General features: G+C 75.1%; 24 protein-coding genes and 1 tRNA gene. 10 read left to right on the top strand and 15 right to left on the bottom strand.

Annotation, left to right across the window (positions count from 1 at the left end; all coding sequences use genetic code 11):
- Nucleotides 1–39: 39 nt before the first annotated feature.
- Nucleotides 40–1,158: a site-2 protease family protein gene (locus tag ACQFYA_RS10105; RefSeq protein WP_499123653.1), complete on the bottom strand. Its 1,119-nt coding sequence runs from the start codon at nt 1,156–1,158 to the stop codon at nt 40–42.
- 55 nt (nt 1,159–1,213) lie between these two features.
- Between ACQFYA_RS10105 and ACQFYA_RS10100 the strand changes: the two genes are divergently transcribed.
- On the top strand, nt 1,214–2,116 hold the full coding sequence (locus ACQFYA_RS10100) for a RecB family exonuclease (protein WP_499123651.1): 903 nt from the start codon (nt 1,214–1,216) through the stop codon (nt 2,114–2,116).
- Here ACQFYA_RS10100 and ACQFYA_RS10095 read toward each other — a convergent pair.
- On the bottom strand, nt 2,106–2,819 hold the full coding sequence (locus ACQFYA_RS10095) for an HAD family hydrolase (protein WP_499123649.1): 714 nt from the start codon (nt 2,817–2,819) through the stop codon (nt 2,106–2,108). The genes ACQFYA_RS10100 and ACQFYA_RS10095 overlap by 11 nt on opposite strands.
- An 81-nt stretch (nt 2,820–2,900) precedes the next feature.
- On the opposite strand from ACQFYA_RS10095, the gene ACQFYA_RS10090 reads away from it, so the two are divergent.
- Nucleotides 2,901–3,794: a PAC2 family protein gene (locus tag ACQFYA_RS10090; RefSeq protein WP_499123648.1), complete on the top strand. Its 894-nt coding sequence runs from the start codon at nt 2,901–2,903 to the stop codon at nt 3,792–3,794.
- A gap of 216 nt (nt 3,795–4,010) precedes the next feature.
- Here the strand turns inward: ACQFYA_RS10090 and mshC are convergent, their stop codons facing one another.
- Nucleotides 4,011–5,294: a cysteine--1-D-myo-inosityl 2-amino-2-deoxy-alpha-D-glucopyranoside ligase gene (gene mshC, locus ACQFYA_RS10085; protein ID WP_499123646.1), complete on the bottom strand. Its 1,284-nt coding sequence runs from the start codon at nt 5,292–5,294 to the stop codon at nt 4,011–4,013.
- Nucleotides 5,295–5,347: 53 nt separating this feature from the next.
- Nucleotides 5,348–6,220: an undecaprenyl-diphosphate phosphatase gene (locus tag ACQFYA_RS10080; protein WP_499123645.1), complete on the bottom strand. Its 873-nt coding sequence runs from the start codon at nt 6,218–6,220 to the stop codon at nt 5,348–5,350.
- 51 nt (nt 6,221–6,271) lie between these two features.
- Between ACQFYA_RS10080 and ACQFYA_RS10075 the strand changes: the two genes are divergently transcribed.
- Nucleotides 6,272–7,237 carry an aldo/keto reductase gene (locus tag ACQFYA_RS10075; protein WP_499123643.1) on the top strand — a complete coding sequence of 322 codons (966 nt, stop codon included), beginning with the start codon at nt 6,272–6,274 and terminating at the stop codon, nt 7,235–7,237.
- Here the strand turns inward: ACQFYA_RS10075 and ACQFYA_RS10070 are convergent.
- Nucleotides 7,219–7,593: a primosomal protein gene (locus ACQFYA_RS10070; RefSeq protein WP_499123642.1), complete on the bottom strand. Its 375-nt coding sequence runs from the start codon at nt 7,591–7,593 to the stop codon at nt 7,219–7,221. The genes ACQFYA_RS10075 and ACQFYA_RS10070 overlap by 19 nt on opposite strands.
- 73 nt (nt 7,594–7,666) lie before the next feature.
- On the opposite strand from ACQFYA_RS10070, the gene ACQFYA_RS10065 reads away from it, so the two are divergent.
- Nucleotides 7,667–7,918 (top strand): DUF5703 family protein, encoded by a 252-nt coding sequence (locus tag ACQFYA_RS10065; RefSeq protein WP_499123639.1) that lies wholly within the window; start codon nt 7,667–7,669, stop codon nt 7,916–7,918.
- A gap of 29 nt (nt 7,919–7,947) precedes the next feature.
- The gene (locus ACQFYA_RS10060) at nt 7,948–8,736 is read left to right on the top strand and encodes a fructosamine kinase family protein (RefSeq protein ID WP_499123636.1); all 789 of its coding nucleotides are present in this window, start codon (nt 7,948–7,950) and stop codon (nt 8,734–8,736) included.
- A gap of 14 nt (nt 8,737–8,750) precedes the next feature.
- Here the strand turns inward: ACQFYA_RS10060 and ACQFYA_RS10055 are convergent, their stop codons facing one another.
- From ACQFYA_RS10055 to ACQFYA_RS10030, 6 genes are all read right to left on the bottom strand, one after another.
- Nucleotides 8,751–10,103 carry a M20/M25/M40 family metallo-hydrolase gene (locus ACQFYA_RS10055; RefSeq protein WP_499123634.1) on the bottom strand — a complete coding sequence of 451 codons (1,353 nt, stop codon included), beginning with the start codon at nt 10,101–10,103 and terminating at the stop codon, nt 8,751–8,753.
- A 19-nt stretch (nt 10,104–10,122) separates the two neighbouring features.
- On the bottom strand, nt 10,123–11,748 hold the full coding sequence (locus ACQFYA_RS10050; protein WP_499123631.1) for an ABC-F family ATP-binding cassette domain-containing protein: 1,626 nt from the start codon (nt 11,746–11,748) through the stop codon (nt 10,123–10,125).
- 248 nt (nt 11,749–11,996) lie between these two features.
- Nucleotides 11,997–12,605 carry a GNAT family N-acetyltransferase gene (locus tag ACQFYA_RS10045; protein ID WP_499123629.1) on the bottom strand — a complete coding sequence of 203 codons (609 nt, stop codon included), beginning with the start codon at nt 12,603–12,605 and terminating at the stop codon, nt 11,997–11,999.
- Between the two features lie 36 nt (nt 12,606–12,641).
- Nucleotides 12,642–13,835 (bottom strand): AI-2E family transporter, encoded by a 1,194-nt coding sequence (locus ACQFYA_RS10040; RefSeq protein ID WP_499123626.1) that lies wholly within the window; start codon nt 13,833–13,835, stop codon nt 12,642–12,644.
- A 311-nt stretch (nt 13,836–14,146) separates the two neighbouring features.
- A complete protein-coding gene (locus tag ACQFYA_RS10035; protein ID WP_499123625.1) occupies nt 14,147–15,775 on the bottom strand; it encodes an MFS transporter in 1,629 nt (542 codons plus the stop codon).
- 209 nt (nt 15,776–15,984) lie between these two features.
- Nucleotides 15,985–16,069 (bottom strand) — tRNA-Leu (locus tag ACQFYA_RS10030).
- 331 nt (nt 16,070–16,400) lie between these two features.
- On the opposite strand from ACQFYA_RS10030, the gene ACQFYA_RS10025 reads away from it, so the two are divergent.
- The gene (locus tag ACQFYA_RS10025) at nt 16,401–17,225 is read left to right on the top strand and encodes a metal-dependent hydrolase (RefSeq protein ID WP_499123623.1); all 825 of its coding nucleotides are present in this window, start codon (nt 16,401–16,403) and stop codon (nt 17,223–17,225) included.
- Between the two features lie 5 nt (nt 17,226–17,230).
- Here the strand turns inward: ACQFYA_RS10025 and ACQFYA_RS10020 are convergent, their stop codons facing one another.
- Nucleotides 17,231–18,100, bottom strand: coding sequence for an MBL fold metallo-hydrolase (locus ACQFYA_RS10020; RefSeq protein WP_499123621.1), 870 nt, complete (start codon nt 18,098–18,100; stop codon nt 17,231–17,233).
- A gap of 366 nt (nt 18,101–18,466) precedes the next feature.
- Here ACQFYA_RS10020 and ACQFYA_RS10015 point away from each other — a divergent pair, with 366 nt between their 5' ends.
- On the top strand, nt 18,467–19,279 hold the full coding sequence (locus ACQFYA_RS10015; protein WP_499123619.1) for a serine protein kinase RIO: 813 nt from the start codon (nt 18,467–18,469) through the stop codon (nt 19,277–19,279).
- A 31-nt stretch (nt 19,280–19,310) separates the two neighbouring features.
- On the opposite strand, the gene ACQFYA_RS10010 is transcribed toward ACQFYA_RS10015, so the two are convergent.
- Both ACQFYA_RS10010 and ACQFYA_RS10005 read right to left on the bottom strand, forming a co-directional pair.
- Complete coding sequence (locus ACQFYA_RS10010; RefSeq protein WP_499123618.1) at nt 19,311–19,925, bottom strand: GNAT family N-acetyltransferase; 615 nt, start codon at nt 19,923–19,925, stop codon at nt 19,311–19,313.
- 51 nt (nt 19,926–19,976) lie between these two features.
- Nucleotides 19,977–20,666, bottom strand: coding sequence for a hypothetical protein (locus ACQFYA_RS10005; protein ID WP_499123616.1), 690 nt, complete (start codon nt 20,664–20,666; stop codon nt 19,977–19,979).
- A gap of 35 nt (nt 20,667–20,701) precedes the next feature.
- Between ACQFYA_RS10005 and ACQFYA_RS10000 the strand changes: the two genes are divergently transcribed.
- The 3 genes from ACQFYA_RS10000 to ACQFYA_RS09990 all read left to right on the top strand — a co-directional run bounded on the left by ACQFYA_RS10000 (nt 20,702) and on the right by ACQFYA_RS09990 (nt 22,241).
- Complete coding sequence (locus ACQFYA_RS10000) at nt 20,702–21,097, top strand: DUF6841 family protein (protein ID WP_499123614.1); 396 nt, start codon at nt 20,702–20,704, stop codon at nt 21,095–21,097.
- Nucleotides 21,098–21,201: 104 nt separating this feature from the next.
- Nucleotides 21,202–21,849, top strand: a complete 648-nt coding sequence (locus ACQFYA_RS09995; RefSeq protein WP_499123613.1) for an SRPBCC family protein — start codon at nt 21,202–21,204, stop codon at nt 21,847–21,849.
- Nucleotides 21,849–22,241 (top strand): ArsR/SmtB family transcription factor, encoded by a 393-nt coding sequence (locus tag ACQFYA_RS09990; protein WP_499123610.1) that lies wholly within the window; start codon nt 21,849–21,851, stop codon nt 22,239–22,241. The genes ACQFYA_RS09995 and ACQFYA_RS09990 overlap by 1 nt, the downstream gene beginning before the upstream one ends.
- Nucleotides 22,242–22,270: 29 nt before the next feature.
- Here the strand turns inward: ACQFYA_RS09990 and ACQFYA_RS09985 are convergent, their stop codons facing one another.
- Nucleotides 22,271–23,416, bottom strand: coding sequence for a glycerophosphodiester phosphodiesterase family protein (locus ACQFYA_RS09985; protein ID WP_499123608.1), 1,146 nt, complete (start codon nt 23,414–23,416; stop codon nt 22,271–22,273).
- Nucleotides 23,417–23,504: the final 88 nt, after the last annotated feature.

The following is a 23,504-nucleotide window of genomic DNA, read 5'->3' as shown; positions in this document are numbered from 1 at the left end:
CCGACCGAGCGCTGTCGACGGAGCGTTATCGACGGAGCGTTATCGACGGAGCGCGGCCGCGACCCGCGCGACGTCCAGCACCCCGGTCAGCCGGCCGCCGTCGACGACCGGCACCACGCGCGCCCCCGAGGACCCGCGGGCCAGCCGGTCGAGCAGGGCGTCGCCCTCGAGGTCGGCGGTCACGGCCGAGCCCGGCGGGAACGGCACGACGACGGCCTCGACCGGCGTCGTGGCCGCCCGGTCGGCGGGCACGTTCGCGACCGCGCCCGGGTCCACCCAGCCGACGGGCTCGCCGGCGGGCCCGACGACGGCCACGACGGCGCCGGCACCCGCGGCCGCGGCGTCGGAGACCCCGGACACGGAGGTCGTCACCGGGACGACGACGACCGGTACCGCCAGGCCGCGCGCCGACAGCTGCGCGACCCGCGCGCGGGCCGCGGCCCCCTTGATCGCGTCGCCCGCGCCGGACCAGAGGAAGGCGCCGATGAGAGCCGCCCACATCACGGTCACCCAGGACGGCGACCGGCCCTCCAGCACCGGCCACACCAGGGCCCACGCCACCACACCGACCGCGACGACCCTGCCCACCCAGCCGGCGGCGAGCGTGCCGCGGGAGCGGGACCCGGTCGCGCCCCAGACGATCGACTCGAGGACCTGGCCGCCGTCCAGCGGCAGGCCCGGCAGCAGGTTGAAGATGCCGACGAACGCGTTCGAGAACGCGCCGGCGAACAGCAGCATGGACGGCACCGTCGTCGCGGGCTGCAGCTGGTAGGCGACCCAGAACGCCCCCGCGAGGGCGAGGTTCGTCAGCGGGCCGACGACCGCCACCAGGGCGCCGTCGAGCGGGCGGGCGCCCGCGCCCGTGTAGGCGGTGTGGCCGCCCCAGAGCGTCACGGCCAGCTCGGTGACGCGGTGCCCGCGGGCCCGCGCCACGAGCGCGTGCGCCACCTCGTGCAGGAAGACGGACGCGAACAGCAGCAGCACGAACGCGAACGCGACGACCAGGACGCCGGTCGGCTCCATCTGCGGGGCGAACCGGCTGACGGTGGGCGCGAACACGAGAGTGAGGACGACGGCGCCGAGGAACCACGACGGAGTGACGAGGACGGGGGCGCCCGCGATGCGGCCGACCACCCAGCCCCGGGTGCGAGAGGTCACCCGGTCAGGCTATCCGGCCCCGGGCGTGTCCCCGGCCGCGCGTACGGTGGCGCGCATGACGACGACCGCCGCGGCCGACGCTCCCTCGGGCGCCGCCGCCGTCCGGCCGCCGGCCCTGTCGCCGTCGCGGGCGGGTGACTTCATGCGCTGCCCGCTGCTGTTCCGGTTCCGCGTGGTGGACCGCCTGCCCGAGCCGCCGGCGTCGGCCGCCGCGCGCGGCACGCTGGTGCACGCGGTCCTCGAGCGCCTCTACGACGCCCCGCCCGGCGAGCGCACCCCCGACGCGGCGGCCGCGCTGCTGCCGCTGGAGTGGGACCGCCTGGTCGAGGCCGAGCCGCGGTACGCCACGCTGTTCGACGAGGGCGGGGACGCCGCGGGCAGCACCCCCGACCAGTGGCTCGCACGCGCCCGCCGGCTCGTCGCCGCGTACTTCGCGCTCGAGGACCCGAACCGGCTGCAGCCCGAGGCGCGGGAGCTGCGTGTGGAGACGGCGCTCGACGGCGGGCCGCTGCTGCGCGGGATCGTCGACCGGCTCGACGTCGCGCCCGACGGCGCGCTGCGGGTCGTGGACTACAAGACCGGCCGCGCCCCCGGCCCGGGCTTCGAGGGCTCGGCCCTGTTCCAGATGCGCTTCTACGGGCTCGTGCTCTGGCGGGAGCGGGGCGTGCTGCCGCGCATGCTGCAGCTGCTGTATCTCGGCGACGGCCAGGTGCTGCGCGCCCAGCCCACCGAGCATGAGCTCGAGGCCACGGAGACCAAGGTGCGGGCGCTGTGGTCGGCGATCCAGGACGCGGCCCGGACCGGCGAGTGGCGCCCCCGCCGCAGCCGGCTGTGCGGGTGGTGCGCCCACCAGGCGGTGTGCCCGGAGTTCGGCGGCACGCCGCCGGTCGTCCCGGTCGGCGCCCTGCGGCAGCGGCTCGGGGTGGACGACGCGTCCGAGGGTCCCGTCAGCGGGTGAGGTCGACGACCTCGCCGGCGCCGATGCGCGCGATCGTCGCGACGTCCACCGACTCCAGGGACGCGGCACGGCTGAGGCCGTCCAGGCGCGGCACCGGGACGACGGCCTCCACGCCGAGCGTCGAGATCCCGGCGGCGCGGGCGGAGGCGATGCCGGTCGGCGAGTCCTCGATGGCCACGCAGGCGCCGGCGTCGACGCCGAGCCGGGCGGCGGCCATCAGGTAGGGCTCGGGGTCCGGCTTGCCGCGCGAGACCTGGTCGCCCGTGACCAGCGTGACGAATGCCCCGGCGGGACCGCGCGAGACGACCTCCTCGGCCAGCGCCGTGTAGCTCATCGTCACGAGCGCGCACGGCACGCCGGCGTCCGCGAGCGCCCCGAGGAGCTCCCGCGCGCCGGGCTGCCACGGCACCTGCTCGCGGACCTGCTCGACGACACGCCCGAGCAGGCGCTCGACGATGGCGTCGACCGGCAGGTCCACGCCGCCCTGGTCGCGCAGGATCGTGGCCGAGACGGTCAGCGCGTTCCCGACCAGCTGCAGCGCCTGCTCGTGGCTCCAGGTGCCCCCGTGCTCCGCGACCAGCTCCTGCTCGGCCGCGATCCAGTACGGCTCGGTGTCCACGAGGGTGCCGTCCATGTCCCACAGCACGGCCGCGGGCAGGGTCGGCGTGGGGGTCTGCGGGGTGGGGGCGAGGGTCTCGGGCACCCGTCCATGGTACGGACCGGCCGGCCCGCACCGGCCGGGTACCGTCCGTGAGATCGGGCACGCGCTGTATACGCTGGTCGGATGACGACCGAGCCGGAGACCACCGGGCGCCACGCCGCACGGCAGACCGTGATGATCGCCGCGTTCGAAGGCTGGAACGACGCCGGGAGCGCGGCCACGTCGGCGCTCGCCCACCTCGACCACGTGTGGGACGGCCGCCAGGTGCGCGAGCTCGACCCGGAGCTGTACCACGACTTCCAGGTGAACCGGCCCGTGATGGAGACCGGGCCCGACGGGGAGCGCACGCTCACCTGGCCGACGACCACGGTGTCGGTCGCGGAGCTGCCCGACCGCACGGTGGTTCTGGTGCACGGCATCGAGCCGTCGTTCCGGTGGCGGACGTACTGCACGGAGCTGCTGGACCTGGCCGAGGAGCTCGACGTCCGCACCGTGGTGACGCTCGGCGCGCTCCTGGCGGACGTGCCGCACACCCGCCCGATCCCCATGTCGGCCACCACCGAGAGCGAGGGGCTGCAGGCCGTGCTCGACGTCGAGCCCAGCACGTACGAGGGGCCCACCGGCATCGTCGGCGTGCTGCAGCACGAGGCCGACCGCCGCGGCTTCCAGTCCGTGTCGCTGTGGGCGGCCGTGCCCCACTACGTCGCCAACCCGCCGTCGCCCAAGGCCACGCTCGCGATCCTCACCCGCGTGGAGGAGCTCCTCGCGGCGGCGGTGCCCATGGGCGACCTCCCCGAGGACGCCGAGGCCTGGCAGCACGGTGTCGACGAGCTGGCGTCGGACGACGCCGAGATCGCGGAGTACGTGCAGCAGCTCGAGGAGGCCAAGGACACCGCGGACCTGCCCGAGGCGAGCGGCGAGGCGATCGCGCGCGAGTTCGAGCGCTACCTGCGCCGTCGCGACGTCGGCGGCGACAAGGGCGGGGACAAGGGCGGCGACAAGGGCGACCGCGGCTAGGTCCTGCCGACGTCGCCGACCTCACACGACGAGCGCGCTACCGGCGAGCGGTCGCCTGGCGCGGGGCCGCGCGATCGTCGCTGCGGGCACGTACGCGACGCGACGACGCCGTACCAGCGCAACTCCACACCGTGGGCGCAGCGGCCGCAGTGCAAGGACCTCCGCCAGCCTGACCGCTGCTGACCGCTGCTGACCGCTGCTGACCGCTACGGGCTGCTACAGGCGGACGCCGAGCAAGGCGTTCACCGCGCGGGCCAGCACCCCCGGGGCGCCCTCGTGGTCGGCGCTCGTGTCCCGGCCTGGTTCGAGAGACCGGTCGGCCCAGGCGTCGACGGCGGCCAGCGCCGCCGGGCCGTCGAGGTCGTCCGCGAGCGCGGCACGCAGCACGGCGAGGGCGGCGGTCGCGTCGGGGGCGCCGTTGCCGGACACGGCGGCACGCCACCGCTCGAGCCGGGCGACGCCGGCCTCGAGGTCCGCGTCGGTCCACTCCCACTCGGTGCGGTAGTGGTGGCCCAGCAGGGCCAGCCGGATCGCCATCGGGTCCACCCCGGCGCGGCGCAGCGCGGAGACGAACACGAGGTTGCCGCGCGACTTGCTCATCTTCTCGCCCTGGTAGGCGACCAGCCCGGCGTGCACGTGCACGCGCGCCCCGCCGCCGCCCAGGAGGCGGTCGTGGGACGTGGACATCTCGTGGTGCGGGAACAGCAGGTCCGCTCCCCCGCCCTGCAGGTCGAACGGCAGCCCGAGGCCGTCGCGCGCGATGACCGCGCACTCGATGTGCCAGCCCGGACGGCCGGTGCCGAGGGACGCGCCGTCCCAGGCGGGCTCGCCGGCGCGCTCGCGCCGCCACAGCAGCGGGTCGAGCGGGTCCTTCTTGCCCTCGCGCCGCGGGTCCCCGCCGCGCTCGGCGAACAGGGTCGCCATCGCCTGCGGGTCGAGCCGGGCGACCTGGCCGAAGTCGGGGTCGGCGGACAGGTCCGCGTACACGTCGCCCAGGCCGGGGTCGTCGCCGCCGGCGCCGGGCTCGACCGGGACGCGGTAGGCCGCGCCCTCGGCCAGCAGGCGCTCGACGGCGGCGACGACGGCGGGGACGGACTCGACGGCGCCGGTCCAGGTCGCGGGCGGGACCATGCCGAGCGCGGTCATGTCCTCGCGGAAGAGCGCCACCTGGTCGGCGGCCAGGTCCTGCCAGTCGACGCCGGTGGCGGTGGCGCGCTCCAGCAGCGGGTCGTCGACGTCGGTCACGTTCGAGACGAACGTCACGTCCTTGCCGGCGTCGCGCCACGCCCGGTGCAGCAGGTCGAACGCCAGGTAGGTGTTCGCGTGCCCCAGGTGGGTCGCGTCGTAGGGCGTGATGCCACAGACGTAGTAGCGGGCGGTGTCCCCCGGGGCCGGGTCCACGAGCCGTCCGGTGGTGCTGTCGTGCACCCGGACGGGCGTGCGACGGCCGTCGGCCGGTGCGGGGAGCTCAGGGATCTGCGGGGCGGGCCAGGAACGCACGCGCCCAGGCTACCGGCCGTCCCGCCCGGTCCGGTCCCACCGTCTCGTCACCGTCAGACGACGATCCCGCCGTTCGCCGTGAGGGCCCCGGTGAGGAGCAGCACGACGACCACGGCGGCGAGGCCCAGGCGGTACCAGACGAACGGCATGAACGAGTGGGTGGTGATCAGCTTGAGGAACCCGATGATCACGATGTATCCGACGACGAACGCCACGAGGGTCGCGATGAGCGTCGCGCCGGCCCCGGGCGAGCCGGGTGCGGGGTCCTCGCCGACCGACTTGGCGAGCTGGTAGAAGCCCGAGAGCAGGACGGCGGGGATCGCGAGCAGGAACGAGTAGTCGGCGGCGGCCTTGCGCGTGAAGCCCATGAACAGCCCCGCCGTGATGGTGCCGCCCGAGCGGGACACGCCCGGGATCAGCGCCAGCGCCTGCGCGAGGCCGAAGCCGACGGCACGCTTCGGGTTCAGCTCGTCCAGCTTGCGGGTGCGGCGGCCCACCTTGTCGGCCCAGCCCAGCAGCAGGCCGAAGACGACGAGCGTCGTCACGGTGATCCAGAGGTTGCGCAGGTACGTCTCGATCGCGTCCTGGAAGAGCAGGCCGAGCACCCCGATGGGGATGGAGCCGAGGGCGATGTACCAGGCCATGCGCGCCTGGTCGTCGTGGGCGCCCATGCGGGAGCGCCAGTCGCGGCCGTGGGTGCCCACGAGCGAGCGCCACCAGGCGACGCAGATGTCCCGGATCGTGCGGCGGTAGTACAGGAGCACGGCCGCCTCGGTGCCGATCTGGGTGATCGCGGTGAACGCGGCCCCGGGGTCGGTCCCGCCGAGCAGCTCGCCGACGATGCGCAGGTGCGCGCTCGACGAGATCGGCAGGAACTCGGTCAGGCCCTGGACCAGGCCGAGCAGGATCGCTTCCCAGGCATTCACGGGCGGTCACACTACCCGGACCTGCAGGGTTTCCCGGTAGCCTGACCCGCCATGGAGCGTCGTCAGGTGGGCCGCACGGGCCTGCGCGTGTCCGAGCTCGGCCTGGGAACCATGACCTGGGGGCGGGACACCGACGACCTCGATGCCGCGGAGCAGCTGCGCGACTTCGTCGACGCGGGCGGGAGCCTCGTGGACACCGCCGCCACGTACGGCGACGGCGACGCCGAACGTCTCATCGGCTCCCTCCTGGACGGGAAGGTCGACCGCGACGAGCTGGTGCTGTGCACCAAGGGCGGCGTGCGCGCCGGCCGGTCCGGCGCCCGGGTCGACGCCTCCCGGGCGGGCCTGCTCGCCGACCTGGACGCCTCGCTGGCCCGCCTGGGCACCGACCACGTCGACCTGTTCCTCGTCGCGTGCCCCGACCCGGCGACGCCGCTGGCCGAGACGGTGTCCGCGCTGCGCCTCGCCGTGTCGTCCGGCCGGGCGCGCTACGTCGGGCTCTCGAACCACCCGGGCTGGGCGTCGGCGCGCGCGGCGACGCTCCTGGAGGCCGACGGCACCGGCCTCAGCGCGCTGGAGCTCGAGTACTCCCTGCTCCAGCGCGGCGCCGAGCGCGACGTCGTCCCCGCGGCGGACGCCCTGGGGCTCGGTCTGCTCGCCTGGTCCCCCCTCGGCCGGGGCGTGCTCACCGGCAAGTACCGGCGGGCCATCCCCGCGGACTCGCGCGCGGCGTCGGCGCACCTGGCGGCCTTCGTCGACCCGTACCTGGACGCCGCCGCGTCCTCGGTCGTGGAGGCGGTGGCCACCGCGGCCGACGGCCTCGGCCGGGCACCCCTCGAGGTGGCGCTCGCCTGGCTCCTCGCCCGCGACCCCGTCGCCAGCGCGATCGTCGGCGCGCGCACGCCGGCACAGCTGCGGGCCTCGCTCGCGGTCGTCGACCTCGACCTGCCGGGCGAGGTGCACGCCGCGCTCGACGACGTGTCCGCGCCCGCGATCGGCTACCCCGAGCGCTGGTAGGCCTGGCCGGGCGACTCGGCGTCGGCCGTGCCCTCGGCCCCGAGGTCCGCGAGACCGGGACCCGAGAGATCCGAGTCGAGGTCGGTGTCGAGCTCCGCGTCGAGGTCGTCGTCACCCTCGTCGTCGCGGTCGTCGTCATCGTCGTCATCGTCGTCGCCGTCGTCCAGGAAGAACGGCGTCACCTCGGAGTAGACCTGGGCGAGGGCGTCCTCGTAGACCTCGAACGCGTCGGCCAGCACCTCGTAGGCGTCGTCGACCGCAGGGTCGTCGTCCCCCCGGCGGGTCGACACCGCGTGATAGTGCGCCTCGAGCGCGGCGACGAAGCGGTCCAGCGCGGCACGCGGGTCTGCGGTCATGCTCTGACGGTAGCGCCCCGAGGGGCACAATGGGCAGACGAAAACCGCCCGCGACACTTCGGGAGGACGGCGGATGGCTTCGATCTCGTCGACGACGCAGGCAGGCGAGCGCTCCGGCGCGACGTCCGCCTGGCGCAAGCACGGACAGTACGAGTACCGCATGCTGACGATCGGCCGGGACACCAGCGTCCCGGACGCGCGCAAGATGCTCACCGACGAGGCCGAGTACGGCCGGTGGGAGCTCGCGCGCACCCGTCTGTACATGGGCGGCGAACGCCGGGTGTGGTTGCGCCGCAAGATCATCAAGGTCACGCCCACGTTCTGACCCCGGCCCGCACCGGCCGAGGGACACGCATGGTCGCCGCGTTCCGCAAGTCGCGCCAGGACGCACCACCCGGCTTCTTCGACACCGAGGCCGCCGGGCTGCGCTGGCTCGTCGTGCCCGGGGGCCCACGGGTCGCCCAGGTGCTGGACGTCGGCGCGGGGCACCTGGACCTCGAGCGCGTCTCCGCGGCAGGGCCGACGCCGAGCGCCGCGCGCGACCTCGGCCGCCGCCTGGCCGTCCTGCACGGTGCGGGCGCGGACGGGTTCGGCGTGCTGCCGCCGGGCGCGGACCGGGGGTGGTTCGGCCCGCTCGACGACCCGCTGCCGATGGCTGCCGGGACCTGGGGCGACTGGCCGGCGTTCTACGCCCACGCCCGGCTGCGCCCCGTCGTCGCGCAGGGGCGCGAGCGCGGCGTCCTCACCGCACAGGACGCCGCCGCGGTCGAGCGCGTGTGCGGGCGGCTCGGGGTGCTCGCCGGTGCCGCGGCCCGCGAGCGCCCCGCGCGGCTGCACGGCGACCTGTGGTCGGGGAACGTGCTGTGGGCCCCCGGGCCGGCGGGAGCCGGCGAGGCGGTGCTGATCGACCCGGCGGCGCACGGCGGTCACCGCGAGGCCGACCTGGCGATGCTCGCGCTGTTCGGCGTGCCGCACCTCGACGAGATCGTGGCCGGCTACGAGGCGGTGAGCCCGCTCGCGCCCGGGTGGCGCGAGCGGACCGGCCTGCACCAACTGTACCCGCTCGCGGTGCACGCCGTGCTGTTCGGCGGGGGCTACGTAGGGCAGACCCGCCGGCTGCTCGACCGGCTCGCCGCCGCCTGAACGCGGCGGCCGGGTCAGCAGTCGCGCAGCAGCCGGTCGAGCACGCGCGTGCCGAAGCGCAGCGAGTCGGTGGGCACCCGCTCGTCGACGCCGTGGAACATGCCGGAGAAGTCGAGGTCGGCGGGCAGGCGCAGGGGCGCGAACCCGTAGCCGGTGATGCCCAGCCGCGACAGCGACTTGTTGTCCGTGCCGCCCGAGAGCGTATAGGGCAGCACCGTCGCGCCCGGGTCCTCCGCCAGGAGGGACGCGACCATCGAGTCGACGAGGTCGCCCGAGAACGGCACCTCGAGGGCGGTGTCCTGGTGGATCGGCTCCACGCGCACGGCGGGGCCGGCCAGCTCGCGCAGCGTCGCCATGCCCTCCTCCTCGTGGCCCGGCAGCAGCCGGACGTCCACCGTGGCCTCCGCCCGCCCGGGGATGACGTTCGTCTTGTAGCCGGCGTCGAGCTGCGTCGGGTTGGACGTGTGCCGCACCGTGGCCCCGACGAACTTCGCCGCGGGGCCCAGCGCCGCCACGAGCGCGTCCACCGCGCCCGGGTCCTCGCCCTCGAAGGGCAGGCCCGTGAGGTCGGACACCCCGCGCAGCAGCTTCTCCACCGTCGGGGTGAGCGTGTACGGCCAGCGGTGCTGCCCGATCCGCGCGACCGCCGCCGCGAGCTCGGTGACGGCGTTCTCCGCGTTCACCTGGGAGCCGTGGCCGGCGCGCCCGTCGGCGACGAGGCGCAGCCACGCGAGGCCCTTCTCCGCCGTCTGCAGCAGGTACGCGCGCCGCCCGCCGACCTCCACCGAGAAGCCGCCCACCTCGCTGATCGCCTCCGTGGCGCCCTCGAAGAGCTCCGGCCGGTGCCGCACCGCCCACTGGGCGCCGCGCACGCCGCCGGCCTCCTCGTCGGCGAAGAAGGCGACGACGACGTCGCGCGACGGGCGGCGGCCCTCGCGGACCATCTGCCGCACGACGGACAGGATCATCGCGTCCATGTCCTTCATGTCGACCGCGCCGCGCCCCCACAGGAGCCCGTCGATCTCCTCGCCGCCGAACGGGTCGACCGACCAGTCGTCCGCCGCGGCGGGCACCACGTCCGTGTGCCCGTGCAGCACCAGCGCGGGCCGCGTCGGGTCGGTGCCCGCGAGGCGCGTCACGACCGACGTGCGCCCCGGCTCCGACTCGAACAGCTCCACGTCGAGCCCCACCTCGGTGAGCAGGCCGGCCACGTGCTCCGCCGCGCGCCGCTCCCCCGGGCCCTCGCCGTTGCCGTAGTTGGACGTGTCGATCCGCAGCAGGTCGCGACAGATGTCCACGACCTCCTGCTCGGCCGTGGGCTGGGTCGAGGGCGTGGTCGGGCGAGGGGCGATCGGCTGAGACGTCACCCGCACACCGTACCGGCGGCTACGACCGCAGCTCGGTGAGCGTGCCGTCGGGGGCCAGCGCCAGCTCGGCGTCCAGCCCGAGCCGGTCGAGGAACGCCCGGTCGTGGCTCACGACCAGCAGCCCGCCGCGGTACGCAGACAGCGCCTGCACCAGCTGGTCGGTGCTGGCGATGTCCAGGTTGTTGGTGGGCTCGTCGAGCACCAGCAGCTGGGCGGGCGGGTCGGACAGCAGCAGCCGCGCCAGGGTGACGCGGAACCGTTCCCCGCCCGACAGGGTGGCGACCGGGCGACCGGTCTGGTCGCCACGCACGAGGAAGCGCGCCAGGCGGTTGCGCAGCTCCCCGGGGGCGACGTGCGGCGCCCCGGCGCGGACGGCGTCGAGCACCGTGTGGTCGTCGTCCAGCACGTCGAGCCGCTGGGGCAGGTAGCCGACGCGGTCGGTGAGCGCCTCGGCGCGGGCGCCGGTCCCGACGTCGCCGGGCCGCCCGTCCGGGACCGCGCCCGTGAGCTGCTCCAGCAGCGTCGTCTTGCCCACGCCGTTGGGCCCGGTGAGGGCCACGCGCTCGGGCCCGGCGAGCACGACCTCGCGGCCGTCCGTGCCGCGCAGGACGGCGAGGCGCCGGGCGGCGGGCACGTCCGGGTCCGGCAGGTCGACGACGATGCGGTCGTCGTCGCGGACGAAGCGTTCGGCCGCCTCGACCGCCGCCCGCGCCGCGGACTCCTTGTCGGCCGCCGACCCGCGCCGCGCCCCCTGCGCCTTCTGGGCGGAGTTGCGCCGGTCGTTGACCACGGCCTTGACGTAGCGGCTGTTCGCGGCGTCCTTGCGGCCCTGGCGCTCGGAGTGCGCGATACGCTCCTCCGCCTCGATGCGCTGCCGCTTCTCCCGGCGCAGCGTCTGCTCGGCGTCGCGCAGGCCGGCGCGCGCCGCCTCCTGCTGCGTGGCGAGGTGTTCCTCGTACTGGGCGTACGTGCCGCCGAACGTCGTCAGCCCGCCCGTGCGCAGCTCGGCCGTCTCGTCGACGAGCTCGAGCAGGGCGCGGTCGTGGGAGACGACGACGAGCGCGCCGCGCCAGGTGCGCACGATCTCGTGCAGCCGCTCGCGGGCCGAGCCGTCCAGGTTGTTCGTCGGCTCGTCGAGCAGGGCGACGTCGGCGCCCCGCAGCCGTACGCCGGTGACGGCGACGAGCATCGCCTCGCCGCCGGACAGGGTGCCCACCGGACGGTCGAGCACGCCGTCGGACGCGGGGAGGCCGGCGCCCGCCAGCTCGGCGAGCGCGCGCTCCTCGGTGTCCCAGCCGTCGCCGACGACGTCGAACAGCTCGGGCCGCACGTCGCCGCCCGTGATCGCGCGCACGGCGTCGACCACGGCGCGGACGCCCAGCAGGTCGGCGACCGTGGCCCGGGTGTCGAGGGTGAGGCGCTGCGGCAGGTAGTCGGCGACGCCGGAGACGCTGATCCGTCCCGAGGTCGGGCGCAGGCGGCCCGCGACGAGGCGCAGCAGCGTGGACTTCCCGGCGCCGTTGAGCCCCACGAGGCCGGTGCGGCCGCGGGAGAACGCGCCGGACACGCCGGCGATCGGCGTGGCCCCGTCGGGCCAGGAGAAGGTGACGTCGTGCAGGACGACGGAGGGATGGGTGACAGGCACGGTGGCGCTCCAGGACAGCGGGGGGACGGCGGACGACGGGTGCGTCGACGCCGCTCCTGCTCGCCGGCAGGGCCGGCGGGGAGCCTCGGGGTCGACGCGCTCAGGCGGTCCGGATGCCCGTCATCGCTCGGTCTGTGCCTCTCGTCCTGGGGCCGTCCCCTCTCACGCGCGGCGGAGGCCGCGGGGACGCCGACGACGATGCCACGCCGCCGTCCCCCTCGGCAACCCGAGATCGCCCCTCGCGACCGTCAGGCCGCAGGGGTGGCGCCGGCCTCGGCCGGCCACGGCTCGCTCGGCTCGCGCGGCTCGCCGGGCACGTAGGAGGCCACCCACGAGTCCTGCAGCACGCCGCGCTGGGCGCCGAACCGGCGGAGCAGGCCCTCGTACCGGAACCCGAGCTTCCACGCGACGCGGCGCGACGCCCAGTTGCCGACGTTGGCACGCCAGCGCACGACGCCGAGCCCCAGGCCCTCCGGGTCGACCGCCCAGTCGACGACGAGGCGTGACGCCTCGGTGATCAGACCGCGGCCGCGGGCGTCGGGGGCGCACCAGAAGCCCAGCTCACCGGACGCCTGGACGCCGGGAGCTCCCTCGTGGGAGATGCCGACCATGCCCTGCACGGGACCGTCGGCGTCCCCGGGCGCGCGCACCGCCCAGGTGAAGTCCTTCTCCTGGGCCCAGCCGTCCGCGACGAACCGCTCCACGAACCCGTCCGCGTCCTCCCGCGTGTACGGCGAGGGCACCGTGGTCCACCGCGCGATGGCGGGGTCGGCGCAGATCTCGGCGATCCGGTCGACGTCGGCGGGCGTCGGGACGGACAGGCGGACGCGGTCGGTGGCGAGGACGAACGGCTCCATCCGGGCATGGTGGCACGGGGCACCGACGGCTTCACGCTATTTGTCGGGCGTCTCCTCGGGGGCTCCGGCGGCCCCACGGTCGCCCGGCGCAGGGTCGGCGTCGGGCGGGCGGACGACCGGGGCGACGGCGAGCGGCCCCTCGCCGAGGCCGGCGGACTCCTCCAGCTCGGGGTGCGGCCGGTCGCCGCGGAGGGTCGAGAAGACGGTCCACGCGACGGCCATGAGCGGGACGGCGATGATCGCGCCCAGGATCCCGGCCAGGACGGTGCCCGCCGTGACGCCGATGCCGATCACGAGCGGGTGCAGCGCGACCTGCTTGCCCATGATGAGCGGCTGGAGCACGTGCCCCTCGAGCTGGCCGATGAGCGCGATGCCGATCGTGACGATGAGGGCCGTGACGATCCCGTTGGCCGCGAGCGCCACGACGGCCGCGATGATCATCGCCAGCGGCGCACCGATCAGGGGGATGAAGGCGCCGATGAACACCAGCACGGCCAGGGGCGCGGCGAGCGGCACGCCGAGGATGGTCAGCAGGATGAAGGCCAGGACGCCGTCGGTGAAGGCGATGATCACGGTGCCGCGGGCGTACCCGGAGAAGCTGTACCAGCCGGCTCCCGCCGCGGCCTGCCACCGCGTGCGGTGCTCTCCCGGGATCTGGCCCAGGAACCACCGCCACATCTTGCCGCCCGACGCGACGAAGAAGACGGTGCAGAAGATGGAGAGGGCGAAGACGGCGAAGCCCTCGAACACCGACCCGGCGCTCTGCGCGGCCTGGCTCACCAGCGAGTCGGCGTTGTCCGCCACCCACTGGCGCCCCTGGTTGATCCACTCGTTGATCTGGTCGACCGTCACGGACAGCCCGAACGGGCCGCTCTCGAGGTACTCGAGGATCTGCTGCACACCGGTGTCGAACTGCCCGGCGAGCTGCTCCCACTGGCCCGCCACGGAGGCGACGACGTACGTGATCAGGCCGCCGAGGACGAGGAACGCGCTGAGGATCGCGAGCCCGGTGGCCAGCGCGCGGGGCATCACCTTGGCGTAGAAGTCCGCGACGGGGTTGAGCACCGACGCGAACACGAGACCGAGGAACACGGCGACGAAGACGAGCTGGACCTGCACCGTCGCCCAGAACACGAGCGCCACCGCCGCGGTCAGGGCGATGAGCCGCCACGACCAGCCGGCCGAGGTCCGCAGCCACGCCGGGACGTTCTCGTTCGCGCGCTTCGCCACCCGTGCACCCCTCTCGCGATCGTCCGCCCAGTCTGCCGCACCACGCCGCCGGACGAGGGAGGACGGCCCGGGCGTCGCCGTTCCGCACCTCCCTCCCGCAGGGCCTGGCGGGGTGAACGTCGCGATGCCGGCCCGGGCACGGTGCGCGACACCCGACCGCGGACGACCACCCGCGGACGACCACCGCGTGCCGGCCGGGTCTCGGCGCACGCACCGCAAGGACGGCGACGTCACCGTGAGGCTGCCGCCGACGCTCTCCTCGGAGGTCCCCCCGCCCCGGAACTGTCGAGCGAGGCGACGCCGGGCGCGGCTCAGCCGCCGTCGCGCCGGGACCCGGGCTGCGCCGTCGGCAGCAGGCGCGTGAGGAAGACCGCGACCGCGGCGACGATGGCGAGCACCGCGAGACTGGCTCGGAGCCCGGCGAGGCGGGCCGCGGTGTTCTGCTCGACGACGACCTGCGCCGCATCGTCGCTCAGATCGGTCGTGGCCAGCACTCCCGCGAGGTCCTCGTCCGAGACGAACGGGATCCCCGCAGCCATCGCGACCTGGGCCTCTTCGCTCACCGCCGCCATGACGCGCTCGTCGTCCGCGATCCCGGCGACGAAGCTCGCGGTCAGCGCGCCGATCAGCACCGACCCGGCCAGCGCGGTGCCGAGGGACGCCCCGAGGTTGGTCGCGGTGTTCTGCAGCCCGCCCACCTCACCGCTGCGTTCGTCGGGCACCGCCGACACCGTGACCGCGCCGAGCTGGGACGCCAGCGCCCCCACGCCGAGCCCGGCCAGGAGCAGCGGCACCGTGACGACCTCCGCGCCCGCGCCCACCTCCAACGCTCCGACCAGGGACACGATCCCCGCGAGGATCCCCACCAGGCCCCAGGTCACCACCCGCCGCGGGGAAGCCCGCGGCGCGAGGCGCGGCACGCCGAGCGCGGTGACGAGCAGAGCCACGGAGAGCGGCAGGAGTCGCACGCCCGTGGCGAAGGCGCTGAGCCCCAGCACCACCGACAGGTACAGCGGGATGGTGAAGAACAGGCCGGCCTGCAGCAGGAACTGGAAGAAGAACATCGTCAGGCCGCCGCGCAGCCGCGCGTCGTGCAGCATCGCGACGTCGACGAGCGGCTCGGCGCCCCGGTCCACGACGTGCCGCTCCCACCCGACGAACAGTCGCAGCACGAGCAGACCTGCCAGCGCCATCCAGAGCGTCGGAGACAGGCCGAGGATGGCCGGCGCGCCGGGCACGGCCCGGATCCAGCCCCACTCCGCCGCGCGCAGCACGCCCAGCACGACCAGACCCAGGCCGACTGCGGAGAGGCACGCGCCCACCACGTCGAGCCGGGACCGTGGGCCGACCGGAGAATCGTGGATGCGGCGGGACAGAGCGAGGATCACGAGCACCACACCGACCTCGCCCACGAACACCAGGCGCCACGTCCACAGCGTCGTGACCGCGCCGCCGATCAGCGGGCCTGCCGCCACGGCGACCGCCCCTGCCGCGGCGATCAGGCCGTAGGCCCGCGCCCGCCCCTGCGCGGGGACGTTGGCGGCGACCAGGGCGACGATCGCCGGCATGATCAGGGCGGCGCCCAGCCCTTCGAGGACCGACCAACCGAGCACGAGGACCACGAGGTCGGGCGCGAGCGCCGTGGTCAGCGAGCCGACTCCATAGATGACCAGGCCGAGGCCGAACGCGCGGCGCCGCCCGATCATCGAGCCGATCTTGCCGCCGGTGATCATCATCGTGGCCATCACCAGCGTGTACAGCGTGATCGCCGTCTGCACCCCCGTGACCGTGGTGCCGAGGTCCTCCGCGACCTGCGCGATCGAGACGTTCATCACGGAGCTGTCGAGGGTCATGAGGAACTGTCCTGACGCGAGCGTCAGGAGCACAGCGCCCGAGCCCGCGTGGGCCACCGTCGTCGCGCTCGGCGCCTCACCGGCCATCCCGCGGCCTCCTCGCTCGCACCCGGGTCGGGCGGGGCTACGGTGGACGCGTCCCGCGAGGCCACGACCGCGTCGTGACCGTTCCAGACTGGCACCACCCCCCGCCCGCGACCAGGCCGGGTGCCGGTCGCCGCGCGAGTTCACCCCCGGGCACGAAAAAGACCCTCCGTTGTGGACCGGAGGGTCTTGGTCGTCGCTGTCTCAACGAGTGTCCGGAGGGGGACTTGAACCCCCACGCCCGATAAAGGGCACTAGCACCTCAAGCTAGCGCGTCTGCCATTCCGCCACCCGGACGAGTGGACCTCGACAGCGCCTCGGCGCCGTCTCGGTGCGGGGAAAAACATAGCACGGGCGGGACGGGATCTCGCAAACCGCGCTCCCCCTCGGCCGACGCTCGGCGGGCCGGAGCGGCGCACCGGCCGCCGTGGTCGGACCCGTCGTCGGACCCCCTCGTAGCTGACGCCCCCATCGACGCGTCCCCGCAGGTCCGAACGCCGGACGCGGGTGTCGGAGGCGACGTGTAGCGTCTCGCCCGGCCCGGACCAACCGGTCAAGGGTGAGGAACGGGACGACCCCGCCGAACAGGTCGAGCACGCGCCGACCCAGAACAGGAGCGCCGCAGGTCATGATGGGTGGGCACCACGCCGCGTCGGGAGCGGCCGCCTGGGTCGCGGTCACGTCCACGGCACCGTTCGCGCTCGGCTGGCACCCGGTCTCCGACGTCGGGGTGATGACGGGAGCCCTCGTCTGCGCCGGCGCGGCCCTGCTGCCGGACGCCGACCACCACAGCGGCACCATCGCGCACTCGCTGCCGCCGGTCTCCGAGGGGGTCACCAAGCTCGTCGCGACCGTCTCGGGCGGCCACCGCAACGGCACCCACTCGTTCCTCGGCATCGCCGTCTTCACCGCGATCGCGTGGGTGATGGGCATGGTCTCGATCCGCACGGAAGCCTTCGGCGAGGTGCTCGTCGGCCCCGGCATCATGGCGGTGCTGCTCATCGCCTTCGCCCTGCGGGCGTGGAAGGTCACCGGCGGGCGACGGTGGTGGACCTGGACGCTGTCGCTGCTCCTCGCCGCCTGCGTGGCCGTCTTCGCGCCCGAGGAGTGGAACTGGATGCCGTTCTGCGTGGCGCTCGGCTGCGCGGTGCACGTGATCGGCGACCTGCTCACCACCGCCGGCGTCCCCCTGCTGTGGCCGTTGAAGTTCCGCTCGCCGTACTGGGTCCGCCGGTACCGGGTACTGCCGTTCGACGACGTGTGGCGCGACGGCGGCAACCTGTCCCTGCCGATCCTCGGCGACGCCGGGTCGTGGCGGGAGTGGGTGGTCATGACGCCGGTCAGCCTGTACGCCGTCGTGGGCATGGTCTGGGCGGGGCTCCAGCAGATGGGTTACGACACCCAGCCCGTGTGGGAGCAGGTCACCGCCTGGGCAGGCGCGCTCGGTTCCTGAGCGCCCTATCCCCCGACGGCGGCTCGCAGCCGCCGGTCCTCCGCGGCCGCCCCGGGCAGGGACAGGCGCGGGTCGTCGGCCGGGCGCCCGCCCAGCACGGCCTCGAGGTAACGACGGTCGGCATCGAGGCGCTCCCTCGCGGCCGACGTGGGCGCACCGTGCCCCGGCACCAGGACCGCACAGCGCGCGACATACGGCGCGAGGCGGTCCAGCCCTGCCAGGTATCCCGCGACGTCACGGCGCGCTCCGCCGCGGGTGTTCTCGTCGCCGGTGGTCTCGTCGCACGGCAGCGGGAGCTCGACGTCGCTCAGCATGTCGCCCGCGACCAGCACGCGGCTGCGCGGCAGCCAGACCGCGGCGTGCCCGGGCGCATGCCCGTCGTGCTGCACGACCTCCGAGGCCGGCAGCAGACCGTCCGGGTCGGGGACGCCGCGCTCCTCCGCCGGGATCGGCGCGACGCGCCCCATCAGCTCCAGCGCCTCGGGCGCGTGCCCCGCGCCGCCGTACCGCTCGGCGTCGGCCGCGGCCTCCGCGAGCAGCCGTGCCCGGTACCGTCGCGCCACGGCAGCGGCCGGCGGCGTCGCCCACCGCGGCACGTCGGTGCCGAGGCCCGGGTGCCACAGGAGGTGGTCGTGGTGGGCGTGGGTCGAGAACCCCGCGACGACCCGCGCGCCCCGGGCGTGCACCTCGTCGGCGATCGCGACGAGCTCGTCGGGCTCCCAGCCAGGATCCACGAGGAGCGCCGCCCGCGCGCCGTCGGCGCCCCTCGCCGGCGGCGCGAGCACGAGGGTGCTCGTGGTGCGCAGGCGCCGGCTGGTGCGGACCAGGACCTCCTCGACGCCGCCGGACCCGTCGACGACCGGCACGAACCCCATCCCCGCACCCTACGGACCGCGCGAGGCCCGGTCGGGGCCGGGCCGAAAGACAGCCGAAAGACGCCCGGAAAAAGGGGTGCACCGCGCTGCGCCGGGCTGGCATGCTCCCCGCAGGCGGCACGCGATCGGCGCGGGCCCGCACGCGAAGGAGGGCAGATCGATGGACGACGTCGTCATGCGCGCCCTCCCGGAACCTCTCCGGCGAGCGGTCACCACCCGATCCTGAGGGGCCGTGCTCGAGCTCCTCGACCTGACCAGGAGCCTCGCGTGCACCAGCACACCCCTACCTCTTCCTCTTCCGCCTTCTCCCTCCCGCTCTCCCCCTCCCCCTCCCCCTTCGGGACGTCCACCGACCTCGACGTTCCCATGGAGCCCGGGCCCGACCAGCGGTGGTCGACCTGGACGTCCGTCACCAAGGGCCAGCGCGGCCCCGAGCCCCGACCCGACTGGGTCGTCACCGCGGACGCTGCCCTCGACACCGAGCTGGGCGTCCTCAAGACCGGCAAGGAGGCGGACGTCTTCCTCGTCGAGCGCGCCGTGCCCGACGACCCCGGCCGCCGCAGCCTGCTCGCCGCCAAGCGGTACCGCGGCCGCGACCACCGCCAGTTCCACCGCGACGGCGAGTACACCGACGGCAGGCGCGTGCGCCGCACCCGCGACCAGCGCGCGATCGAGGACCGCAAGTCCTCGTGGGGCAAGGCCGTGGCCGCCACCCAGTGGGCGGACGCGGAGTTCCTCGCCCTCGCGAAGCTGTGGGACGCGGGCGCGCCCGTGCCCTACCCGGTCCAGATCGACGGCACCGAGATCCTCCTGGAGTTCGTCGGGCAGGAGTCCGCCGACGGTGCCGTCGAGGCGGCGCCCCGGCTCGCCCGCATGCGCCCCGACCCGGAGCAGCTCGCCAACTGGTTCGACCAGCTGCGCCACGGCATGAGCGTCGTCGCTCGGCTCGGCTGGGCGCACGGGGACCTCTCGCCCTACAACATCCTCGTGGACGGCGCCGAGGACGGCGGACGCCTCGTGATCATCGACCTGCCCCAGGTCGTGGACCTCGTGGCGAACCCGTTCGGCGCCGACCTGCTGCACCGCGACTGCCGCAACGTGTGCACCTGGTTCGCCGCCCGCGGCCTGGACGTGGACCCGGACGAGCTGTTCGCCGACGTCTACTCCCAGGCCTGGTGAGCCGGGGCACGACGTGCTGCCCGCCGCGGCCTCACGCCTCTGCGAGGTCGCGGCGCAGCACCCACCTCGGCAGCCGTCCGCTCGTCGCCGCGGTGTCCCCGACCCGCGCGAACCCGACCGACTCGAACAGGTCCACCGTGCCGACGAACGCCGCGCTCACCGGGACGCGACGGCCTGGCTCCGGCTCGACCGGGAAGCCCTCGACGACCCGTGCCCCGTGGTCCCGGGCGTAGTCCACCGCCGCCGCCAGCAGCGCGCGGGCGATCCCGCGGCGGCGGTACCCCGGCCGCACGACGAAGCACATCACGGCCCACGTCGTCGGCCACTCGTCCGGGTCGCCCCTCGGGAGCACGCGCGTGCGCTGGAGCGACGGCGCCGCGGACCTCGGGGCGAGGCCCACCCACCCGACCACGGTGGCCGTGCCGGCGCGCTCCTCCTCGTCGTCGAGGTAGGCGAGGAGCCCGGGACGAGGGTCCTGCCCCGCCAGTTCTCGGAGGTGCTCGCCCCGGCCGCCGACCGGCAAGCCCTTCGGCTGGCGCCAGTGCAGGCACCAGCAGGCCTCCGCGCGACCGCGCGGGTTGAGCATCGTCGCGACATCGTCGAACCGGTCTGCGTCGGCCGCCTCGATCCGGAGCCCGGAGGTCATGCCCGCCACGCTAGGCCCCGGTACCCACAGCGGTCTCGGCGGCGCGCGCCCTCAGCCGCCGGCGCCCACGCTGTTGTCCGGCGCCCCGTCACCCGGGGGCAGGTCGCCCCGCTCCGTGCCTCCCATGCCTCCCATGCCTCCCATGCCTCCCGGGTCCGAGGGCGTGCCCTCGACCAGGGCGGCGAGCTCGTCGTGCGTCGGGACCCGGACGTTCCCGGCGGCCTCGCGGAGGGCGTCGTGGTCGGCGGCACTCCCCGAGACGCGCACCAGGACGTCGTCGCGCACGACGACGTACTCCTCGGCGTCCCCCGCCGTCCTGCGGAACGCGCCGTCCTCCGGCGTGCACGTCACGGACCCGTCGAGTCCCCCGCCGGAGACGTCCGTCACCGCTCCGTCCGCGCAGTCGTCCGCGCTCATCGCGCCTCCGACGGCGGTGAGCAGGAACGCGCCTCCGGTCGGTGCGCCGAAGACCAGCGAGAATCCGTCCGCGCCGTAGACGCCCGCCGCGAGCGGAACGGCCTCGAACCCGGCGGCCGACGTCGTCAGCACGTACTGCGGGGCGGAGCCCCACCGGTCCGCTGCGGCGGCGATCTCCTCGGGGGAGGCGGGCCCGTCCGAGGAGGTGGGCGCCTGGGAGGAGTGCGACGGGGAGGCGTTCCCGGTCAGGCCCGCGCACGCGCTCAGGGCCAGCAGGGCGACGACGGCGGCGGGCGCGAGGCTCCGCGCGCGACGGGGGCTCATGAGCGGTGATGATGCCACAGCGCTACCGTGAACGGATGGGGACACCGGCCGCCGGCACGTACGACGACGAGGCCCTGGCGTCCTTCCTCGCCGACCTCGGCCTCGTGCTCGGCGCGGAGGACCTCGAGGCCGTCACGGACCGCTACGACCTTCCCGTCCTCGTCGTGGGCCAGGAGCGCTCGGTGCTGCTCGGCTCCCCCGAGGAGGTGCTCGACCTGTCGCGGCAGCGGCCGGCCCGGGCCGGCGACGCGGTCGCGGTGGTGCCCGACCTGGGCACGGTCGAGGAGGTCGGCTGGGGGCTGCTCTGGGTCGACGTCCGATGGTCCTACCGCGACGAGCTCGCCGCGGAGAGCGCGAGCGAGCGGTGCCGCTACCTCCTGCGGCGCGGGCGCGGGACGTTCGTCGTGTGCGTCGTCGTGCCCCTCGACTGAGGACCCGAGGGGACGCCCCGCCCCCACCGGCTCTCCGGGTCTTCCCCTCAGCACTCGTCCGTGCTTCTATATAAGTACTGGCTTATCTATCCGGAGGAGCGGACATGACCATCACCATCGACCCGGTCGCCACCGCAGGGCTGGTGACGCGGGAGATCCGCACGGGCGAACGGGACGGCGCGCCCACGAAGATCGCCGTCGCGCGGCGCGCGTACGCCACCGACCTCGCCGACCTCTGGGACGCGCTCACCTCGCCCGAGCGCATCCCCCGCTGGTTCCTGCCCGTCACCGGCGACCTCACCGTCGGCGGGCGGTACCAGCTCGAGGGCAACGCGGGCGGCACGGTCGAGCGCTGCGACGCCCCGGGGGACTTCGCGGTCACCTGGGAGTTCGGGGGGTCGGTCTCGTGGCTCGCGGTGTCGTTGTCGGAGGCCGAGGGCGGCACCGTGCTGGAGCTCGTGCACGAGGCCTCCGTGCCGCAGGAGCTGTGGGACCAGTACGGCCCCGGCGCCACGGGCGTCGGCTGGGACCTCGCCCTCATGGGCCTGGGCCTGCACGTCACCGACCCCGCCGCCCCGCTCGACCCGCAGGTGGCCGAGGCGTGGTCCCTCTCCCCCGACGGCGTCGCCTTCTCCCGTCTCGCCGCCACGGGCTGGGCGGACGCCGCGATCGCCGACGGCGACGACCCGGACGCCGCCCGCGCCGCGGCCGGGCGCACCGTCGCGTTCTACACGACGGCGCCGGAGGCCTGATGCCCGGCGCCGCCGCGCGGCGGGGGGTGTTCGAGGCCCTCGGCGACCCCGTCCGGCGGCGCCTGCTCGAGCTGCTGGCGGACGGCGTCGAGCGGCCCGCCGGCGCGCTCGTCGAGGCGCTGCGGGCCGAGGCGCGCATCTCCCAGCCCGCGGTCTCCCAGCATCTGAAGGTGCTGCGGGACGCGCGCCTCGTCACCGTCCGCGCCGAGGGCACGCGCCGGCTCTACGCCGTCGACGGCGCCGGCCTGGACGTCGTGCGGCTGTGGCTCTCCCGCTTCGCCGACCCGTTCGCCCAGCCGCTCGACGCCCTCGGGACCGAGGTCGCCCGCGGCCGGCGCGCCCGCCGCGCGGCCGGCGCGGGCTCCGGCGACGCGGCGAGCGCCGCGGGCTGATCCACCGCACCGCGCGCCGAGAGCGTAGGTCAGCCCGCGGTGGCAGCGTCCGTCGGCCGGTGCCCCGGCTCGCGGTACGGCTTCGGCAGCTTCAGGTGACGTTCGGCCATGATGCGGCGCAGCACGTCGGGGGCGTCCGTGATGAGACCGTCGACCCCCAGGTCCAGGAGCGAGCGGATCGTCGCCGGGTCGTCGACGGTCCACGGCACCACCGCCATGCCGGCGTCGTGCGCGGCGGACACCAGCTCGGCCGTGGTGAAGGGCACGTAGCCCGGGTCGCCGACGCCTCCGCCCTGCGGGTCCCCGTGCACGGGCGAGACGGCGTCCGCCCCGAAGGACGCGGCCGCGGCGACGAACCGCTGCTGGAGCGAGCCCTCGAAGTCGTCGATGTCGAGCCCTCCGAGCCACGGCGAGGCCCCCGCCTGGCCCTGCTGCAGGAACTGCTGGCCGTTGGTGAGCGCCACCACCGGCAGGCGCGGCGCGACCTCGCGCATCCGCATGAGAGAGCCCCAGTCGAAGCTCTGGATCGTCACCTGGTCGGTGAGCCGCGCGCGGCGCACCTCGCGCGCCACGACCTGCACGAACTGCTCGCGCGGCGCCGTCTGGTCGGGCGCCCCCGCCTCGACCTTGGTCTCGACGTTCAGGGTGACCTGCCGCGCCCGGTAGCGGTTCACGAGGTCGAAGACCTCGGACAGCAACGGGATGCGCTCGCCGGGGTGCAGCTCCTGGTCCGGGAACTGCGGCTGCCGCAACGAGCCGCAGTCGATCGTACGGACCTGCGCGAGCGTGAGGTCCTTGATGTACGTGCGCCCGGGCACGTACGGGTACTCCGGGTCGCCGGGGGTCGCGGGTGCGGTGTCGACGCACTTGGCGGGGCTGAGGTCACGGTCGTGGGTCACCACCGCGTACCCGTCGGCGGTGATCTGAACGTCCAGCTCGAGGGTGCTCACCCCGAGCTCGAGGGCGTTCGCGAAGGCGGGCAGCGTGTTCTCGACGGTCATCGCGACCCCGCCCCGGTGCGCCTGGAGATCGAACGTCCGCGTGTTGCCGTGGCCGTGCTCCTGTCCATGCCCACGCCCCTGCCCCGTGGCGACGGCGGGGGCGGCGCCCGCGGCCGCGAGGGCGGCGCTGACGACGACGGCGGCGACGGCGGCGACGGCTCGACGGGTGCGCATGGGCCGAGCCTGGGAGACGGCGGTGATCCCCGGGTGGACGGGGTGCAGCCGGAGGCCGACGGCGGGGTGAACTCCCCACGGACGCCCA

This window comes from Promicromonospora sp. Marseille-Q5078 (assembly GCF_050315395.1).
In the GTDB taxonomy this organism is placed as follows: Bacteria; Actinomycetota; Actinomycetes; order Actinomycetales; family Cellulomonadaceae; genus Isoptericola.
Note: the sequence above shows the minus strand (reverse complement) of the source record. Positions and strands in the feature narration are given on the sequence as shown.